At 30.3% G+C, this 7,381-nt stretch carries 7 protein-coding genes; all 7 read right to left on the bottom strand.

Annotated elements, in window-relative coordinates; all coding sequences use genetic code 11:
- Positions 1-68 precede the first annotated feature (68 nt).
- Positions 69-1,409 carry a TlpA family protein disulfide reductase gene (locus tag JK139_RS03850; RefSeq protein WP_218330627.1) on the bottom strand — a complete coding sequence of 447 codons (1,341 nt, stop codon included), beginning with the start codon at positions 1,407-1,409 and terminating at the stop codon, positions 69-71.
- 149 nt (positions 1,410-1,558) lie between these two features.
- The gene (locus tag JK139_RS03855; RefSeq protein WP_143439263.1) at positions 1,559-1,723 is read right to left on the bottom strand and encodes a bacteriocin; all 165 of its coding nucleotides are present in this window, start codon (positions 1,721-1,723) and stop codon (positions 1,559-1,561) included.
- Positions 1,724-1,967: 244 nt separating this feature from the next.
- The gene (locus tag JK139_RS03860; protein WP_218330628.1) at positions 1,968-3,449 is read right to left on the bottom strand and encodes a TlpA family protein disulfide reductase; all 1,482 of its coding nucleotides are present in this window, start codon (positions 3,447-3,449) and stop codon (positions 1,968-1,970) included.
- Positions 3,450-3,533: 84 nt separating this feature from the next.
- Complete coding sequence (locus JK139_RS03865; protein WP_074421322.1) at positions 3,534-3,755, bottom strand: bacteriocin; 222 nt, start codon at positions 3,753-3,755, stop codon at positions 3,534-3,536.
- 233 nt (positions 3,756-3,988) lie between these two features.
- Positions 3,989-5,383, bottom strand: coding sequence for a TlpA family protein disulfide reductase (locus tag JK139_RS03870; protein WP_179855968.1), 1,395 nt, complete (start codon positions 5,381-5,383; stop codon positions 3,989-3,991).
- A 74-nt stretch (positions 5,384-5,457) separates the two neighbouring features.
- Positions 5,458-5,682: a hypothetical protein gene (locus tag JK139_RS03875; RefSeq protein ID WP_143439698.1), complete on the bottom strand. Its 225-nt coding sequence runs from the start codon at positions 5,680-5,682 to the stop codon at positions 5,458-5,460.
- A 247-nt stretch (positions 5,683-5,929) separates the two neighbouring features.
- On the bottom strand, positions 5,930-7,255 hold the full coding sequence (locus tag JK139_RS03880) for a TlpA family protein disulfide reductase (RefSeq protein ID WP_074421293.1): 1,326 nt from the start codon (positions 7,253-7,255) through the stop codon (positions 5,930-5,932).
- Between the last annotated feature and the right edge of the window lie 126 nt (positions 7,256-7,381).

Raw genomic sequence — 7,381 nt, forward strand, 5'->3', positions numbered from 1 at the left:
GCAACCCTTGCGCTTAGGTAATAGAAAGTAACTCATTTTTAAATAGCATATACAGTATATGTAGTATTTTATTTTATATGAATATATTTTTTTGTCTCTAGTTGAATTAATAATGGTAATACAGAATTTTGAAAAAATTCTTTTGCCTCCAAGATATCTTGAGAACCACCACGTCGAATATATGCCTGTTCCCATTTTTCTGTCCATATTATATTTGCAGGAAAAATTGGCGCACCTTGTAAAAAATCATTTTGCTCAGAAGAGATTGAATAAACTGGGAAACGAATTTGATAACGTTTTTTAAAAATATTAATCGTGTCCTGATTCTCCATAGCAAAAGATAAAAAAATAATATCAGAATGTTGCTTTAAACTATCATACAAATTATTTAACGCTGGAAACTCAGCAATGCATGGTGGACAGTTGGCAAACCAAAAATTGGCAAAAATAATTTTATGATTCAAAGACAAACCGGTGATGCTTCTAAGCAAATCTATTTGCTGGTTATTCAATATTTTTTTTGTTGGATTGGTTATTTTCCATTTCATATCTATTGAGGTAGCAGAATTTACACGCTTTAACTTAACATATCCATCCTCAGGTTTCTTTTGCTTGAAAACATAGTTTTTTTTATTTAAACATATAGTATCTGAAAATAACCGTACATTACTAACCATTTTTTGGCTGATATCTACAAGTCTTATGCTATACAAATATTTTTGCAACACTAATTGACTAAAACTAAAAGGGACAAATTCAATTAACTGGAATGAATAACTATTCCCATTAATTTTCTTGTTACCGATGTAACTTTTTGTATCGGAAAGCTCAATTGTACTATATTGAATTTGCGTTGTAGGACTAACTTTTACCGATGCTTCAAATTTAAAATGCAAAAGCTGGTTGTTATAACAACCTGATACATTAATGAATGTAATTCTATGATGTTTTTCATTTGGTTGAACATTCATATTTGTTAATACAATAGCAGAATCATTGAAAAAACTACCATCATTATTACTATCGGGTACAATGAAATACTGGTCATTGGAAAGCTTTCCTAAAAATATTTTAATAGTAGTAGTCGTGTTGGTATCTTGACAAATACACAAAAGTTCATCATGTGACAATTTTTCTTTGATTGAATCGTAGGCAATTGTACTAATCTTTCCAGATAGCCATTCATTGTAATACCTTTGTGGCCGATTGAAATAAAATTTACAAACAGTAAATGATTTACAACCTTTGTATTTAGCATATAAAGAATCGTGTTTATTTAACTGACCGTCATTTCCCATTATAATTAAATTATGGCTTTTATAAAAATCCGCTTCATTTTTAACTACTGGAATTTTTATACCACAAGAAGTAAACAGGAATAAAACTATCAGAATGTGAAAGAATTTCATTGATTAAATTTATTGAATGGTAGTATGCTTTAAACTTTTTGGAAAGGAAGGACAATATGTATTTGCATAGCTTTGTCCTTCCTTAAGAGAATACTATTCTGCTATTAAGAATATCAACAAAAATGATTTGTTCTGTTACTGTAGCAGTTTTAACAACCTATACTACGCCCATTACAAATCAGTTCTTTATCCGATTTTCCTCTTTCACATTGTTTCGTTGGGCCACATAATGGTCCATACCAACATGAAATACAAACAGAAGGATCAGTACCTCCTTTAATTTGTTTCATTTCATCTTTTGTTAATTGTTTCATTTTTGTAAAATTTAAATGTTTAAAAATATACCTGTACACCTGCACAGGCAACCCTTGCGCTTAGGTAGTATAAAAATATAAACATTTTTTGAATACTACGTGTAGGGGAAGCCCTACAATTTTGAAAATGAATTATTAAGAATTTTTTTTTAGTTTTCAAGCACAGATAATATTACTTCCATCATAAATTCTTTAGAAAATATCAGATCGGTTTTACCATTATATTTATTTTTAATTAGTACCATCAATTTTCATTTATTGAAGAATAATATACCTGAATACGCGCTAACAACTCATTCAAATTATTCACAAACTCAGGATGATTGGCTCGGAGTGGAAAATTGGTAGAAAGAATATCACCATTGGCAAGTAGCACCATAAAGCGAGGTACTTGAGCTATTTGGTATTGTTGTAAAAAAGGATTCTTGTCAATTTTATCAAGACAATAAGAATAGGCCTGCATAGATGACCGTTGTTGAAGAAAATTCTGCCAGACTTTCTTATCCTTATCAATTGATATTGTATAGAGATCAATTTTATCTTTTAATACTTTTTGCACACTATCCAAAGCAGGCATCTCTGCTAAACATGGCCCACACCAGGTAGCCCAATAATTAAGAACAATTGGTTTGTTGGTTTTGAGTAAATGCGAAAGGGATATTTGTTTCCCAGAATAGTTAATTAACGAAGTGTTTTTATAAGGCAATATATTAGCATATGCATTTTTAAAATTGTTATAACGAGTAATAATGGCTTGTTGATCTGCTTTAGCTACACGATAGACACCATATAATAAACTGTCTCTAATGTTGGTGACTAATGGCAAATAGGCGGTATTATACCAAAAAGTAATTTTACTGAATTGGTTTAAGCTAAATACACGAAACGTAGCTTTAGAAAATAACTGATTGGCAATAAAAAAACATTGTTTAAACTGCTTTTTGGTGAATAGCCCATCTGCAGTAATATTGGCATTGGCTTTCACCACTGCATCTAATGCCATTCGATAATAAGGAACTACTGATTTTAAAGATTCAATACTATCTAAGAAAGGAACAAATGTGCTAAAAATTTCTTTTTCTTTAGCGGTTAAGGGTAATTTATGATTAACAAAATATTGGTACAATACATCAATGAAAGCACATTTTGAATTATTTTTAAAAAGCTTTAAATTATTATCATCTTTTTTATTAAAAAACGAATCTATAAAACGAGAATCTAATAGAAATTTTTGATTGGAAAAATTTAGATATTCGTTAAAAGTAAGCGTGGTATCTTTTAAAGTACTTAAAATAAATTGTGATTGAGCGCTATTATTATGGGCAGCATAATATTTTAAATAAAAATAACGTACCGGGTTTTTGTCTGACAAAACAAATCTTTGAGTTTTATCTATTTCTAAAAAAACAGTGTCTCCATCTTTTACACTAATAGTTGGGTTATATGCTACTTGAATGTTGGTATAAGGTAGTTGTATCTTAAATATTTTTTTAGTAGAATCATTTACAATAGAAAAGGTTTGATTGCTGAGTGTCACAAAAGGATAAAAACTATTATAAGATATACTTAATGTTTTAGTCTGAAAATTTGCATTTGAAAAATCAGTCTGTATATATAGGTTGTATAACCGGTTATTTTGAATTTGAGCATCTGCTGCAGCTAAAAAAAAAAGAAATAGAACAAAAACCAATAGTTTACTGATAAAATTGTAAATCTTTAAACGCATTGAAAATGAATATTTATTGGTAGATATTTAAAAGAATTAATTCAAAAGATAACGCTACCCATTAAAATTGGGTAGCCTTATTAATTATAAACTACAAGAACAGGTAGCCTTTACTGCGGATGGAAAAGTGCTTTTACAAGCATCGTAATCAGTGTCGCAACTTGCAACATTAACAGAACCTAATTCAGATCCACCCGTAGAAGAATCCCAGCAAGTAGAAGTACATTGGCCGCCTAAAGATTGGTTAGGCGAACCGATTACACCCCCCTTAATTTGTTTCATTTCTTCTTTTGATAATTGTTTCATTTTTTTAAAAATTTAAAAGTTAAAAAATATACCTGTACACCTCCACAGGCAACCCTTGCGCTTAGGTAACCTAAAAATATAAACAATTTTTGAATAGTATGTGTAGGGGAAGCCCTACAATTTTGAAGAAAAAATTAAATAAAGATGAGTGTTTGGGGCAAGTAAACAAATACAAAGCAGCATATCTGCAATGCCGGATAGGCAACTAAACAAAGAAAATAAACACATTAAAACTAAAAAGAAAATTTCTTTAAATACTGGCTAATAACAGCATCATTTATTTCATCCAATAATTCTAGATTACCATATCCGTTAAATAACCCGTATTTAGGAATGACAGGAATTTTTTTAAAAATCGTGTCCTGATTTGCGAAATTTCTTCTAAATTGATTCGAGCCATACATATTCCGCTCAAACAAAAAAGATTTCCAACCGGGCTGGGATTGATCAACAGATACATATACAATATTCAAATCTGGGTACTTCTTTTTTAGCTCAACTATCTCAGGCAAACTTTTTAAACAAGGCAGGCACCAGGTAGCCCAAAAATAAATGAGTAAAGGCTTACCAGAATATTGAGCTAAAATATCTGTCAAATCTTTTGAATGAAATTGAATATCATATAAATTTTTATTTTTTTTCGAATCTTTCAATTCAGTTATTGGTGTTAGGGTACTTTTGTCAATATATTTAAAAAATATTGATTGCTTTGTTTCTTTCCTAAGCTTTTTATACAAAGGCCTGTCTAATTGTATTTTTTTACGTTTTACATATACAAATAAAGAGACAACAAGATAATCGTAAGAAATAGACTGCTTCTTAAAATAATGTCGAATATCATCATAATACATAGCAACTGCATGATCCGTTTTTAATCGACTAATTGAGGTTTTGGTAAGCTGTTTGGCAATGTTTGAAATTAATAAAGTAATATCACCTTGGGAGAAGACGGAAATTTTTTGGCGATTAATTTGATTGATATAATAGTTCAATCTCTTATTAAGCAATCCTAAACTATCCAATATGGGCATAAATTCAGTGAAATAATAATAGTTATCTGTTAATTTTTGTGTTTCTAATATGTAATGCCGCAAATCATCATTAATTTTTTGAGTAAAATCATAATTATTAATGAATTGATTGACCTTTTTTCTGTAAAAACTGTCATTTTTAGACAAATATAGCTCAATAAAATTTTCATTAGCTATGATACTATCTCGATGATGCAAAAAATAAGTGGTATACTTTTCATACAATGGCGCTTTCATTGCATAGCATTCATTTATAAATGCATTATATCTTTTATTTGCTTTATTTTGAGTATTAAAATCAGCATATCCGTTTTTGTTATGAATGGTAATGGTATCGGTATCAAATAACAGCCAATTGGTATCATTATTAACAGAAAATAGCTGACCAGGAATTATATGAAACACCTTCTTAACACCAGCAGTATCAATAAAATTGAAAGCACAACGATCAGAAAAGAAATCACACATAGATATTTGAACAGGATGTTGATAAGAAGCATTTACCTGCACTTGAACAACCGGCAGTTTACTCCGGGTTTTACATCCAACTATACTTAAAAAAATAAATAGACAAAATGGTAAAATTTTATTAGCCATAATTGAAGTTGTTAAAATTGAAATAATGAGGCCATTATAAAATGACCCCATTGCTTTGAAAATTTTAAAAAAATCTAACAGGCAACACTATAATGGCAAACCATACCATTTCCGGAATTATAACATCTGCCGGCACCACTTTGCTGTGATTTTCCATTGCATTTAATAACAATACCATTTGTACAATCGGCGTTACTAGAACATGGAGTGGTACCTGAATCACCACCAACAATTAATTTCATTTCAGCCTTAGATAATTTACCTGTCAAATTTTCTAACTGCATTTTTTTTGTTTGCATAATTTTTAATTTTTTAATGAATAAATTTAATTGACTACTGTATAACATTACAACAGTAATGATGCCGGCAATACTGCTGTGCACATACAGTATTAGCTACAACCGGTTTTCTTTCAGGTAGCTATGCTAAAAGAAATTTTTAAATTATCATTTACTATGCAATGAATTTAACAACAGTGTTGCGTAAATTTAAAAAAAATATTGATTATTATGTATAGGGAAATCCCTACAATTTTTTAAAGTGTATTTAATTTTTCTCCAGTAATGGCACTTTGAAGAGAATTTTAAATTGTTGGCATAATTTCTCTAATGCATCCATACCATTTTCATTAAATAATATATTTCCGGAGGCATCAGTCACCATAAAAGTAGGGTATACGCCCACTTGTAACTGTTTGTGGAGGGTATTTTCATCATCGTTACCCATTGCCTCATAATAAACGGGCCAATTGGGGTGGTGTTGCCAATAAAACAACTGTGCATTTTCCAGGCTATATTCATTTAGAATAGTCATGAACTGAAATGTATCAGGCAGATGATGCTGTAATTGTTCAATGGCCGGCTGTAAAGCCATACAAGGCTTGCACCAGCTACCGCTGAATTCAAGAATGGTGAATGGCTTTTCTTGAAAGTTGATCGGTACATTTTTATGTAATGCAAGTTGGTACAGATTGCTGCCTACTAAAACTGAGTAAGGAATCCTCCAATGGGTACTTAAAGCAGAATCAATGGTAAAATGCAAAATTTGGCTATCAAAATCAATGGCCTGTATATGCATACTATCTTTTCCAAAAACTGTTCTTTGCCTATTCTGTAAAACATAGTCTAACACGTTATATGCCACCAATTGTAAGCGTTCCTTTTCTATAGCATAAAATAAAATGGCAGCATACTCATTGATCTCTCTCATCTGCTTAGGATAAATAGCAGCCGTTAAGGAATAAGGAAAAATACGAAACTGATAGCTATTACCATTATACTTAAATAGTTCAGATTCATAATAAGTATAAGAAATAATATTAACTTTAAAACAATTAGTTTGCTTTAACAGGGTAGTATCGGAAAATGGTTTACCGGAAGCAGTTAAAGGCTCACAACGAAACGCAGCATCGAAAGAATGAACAGTATAATTAGTATCGGTATATGTTACATTATTCAGATAAATAATAGGCAGTTGTTTAATATAATCAACGTTTGACTGGCCGGGTAATTTTAACGGAAGATAGTACACGGAATCATCCATGAAAGAATGATTAAAGTTTTTATCAACCACTACTATCAAGTGTTGATTAACAGTACCTACCAAAATTGATATGGTATTATGTATGCTGCTATCATTATGAGATTGTATTTCTTTTTTAAATAGAGAATATTGTTGAATGACTGCACCATCCCTTAAAAGTATCGCTGAACCGCTATCGTCAGAATAGAATGGTGAATTAATTTCACTAATATAAAAAAAAGAAGAATCTGGTATATGGGGATGAAAAGAAATACTAAAACTTTGCGACAACAGTATCGTCGGTAGCAGCAAAATAAAAATAAAAAAATAAATATGTATGGTGTATTTCATAATTATACCTCTTGTTTGAAATAAGGAAATGGTTAGTTACTAGAGCGTATCTCAAAAGTATGTTTTTTGTAATAAATTGAATGAATTTGCCGTTTATAAGAGAAACGACATTTATGGATATCACAA

It is taken from the genome of Hydrotalea lipotrueae (assembly GCF_019249625.1).
GTDB classification, from domain to species: Bacteria; Bacteroidota; Bacteroidia; order Chitinophagales; family Chitinophagaceae; genus Hydrotalea; species Hydrotalea flava.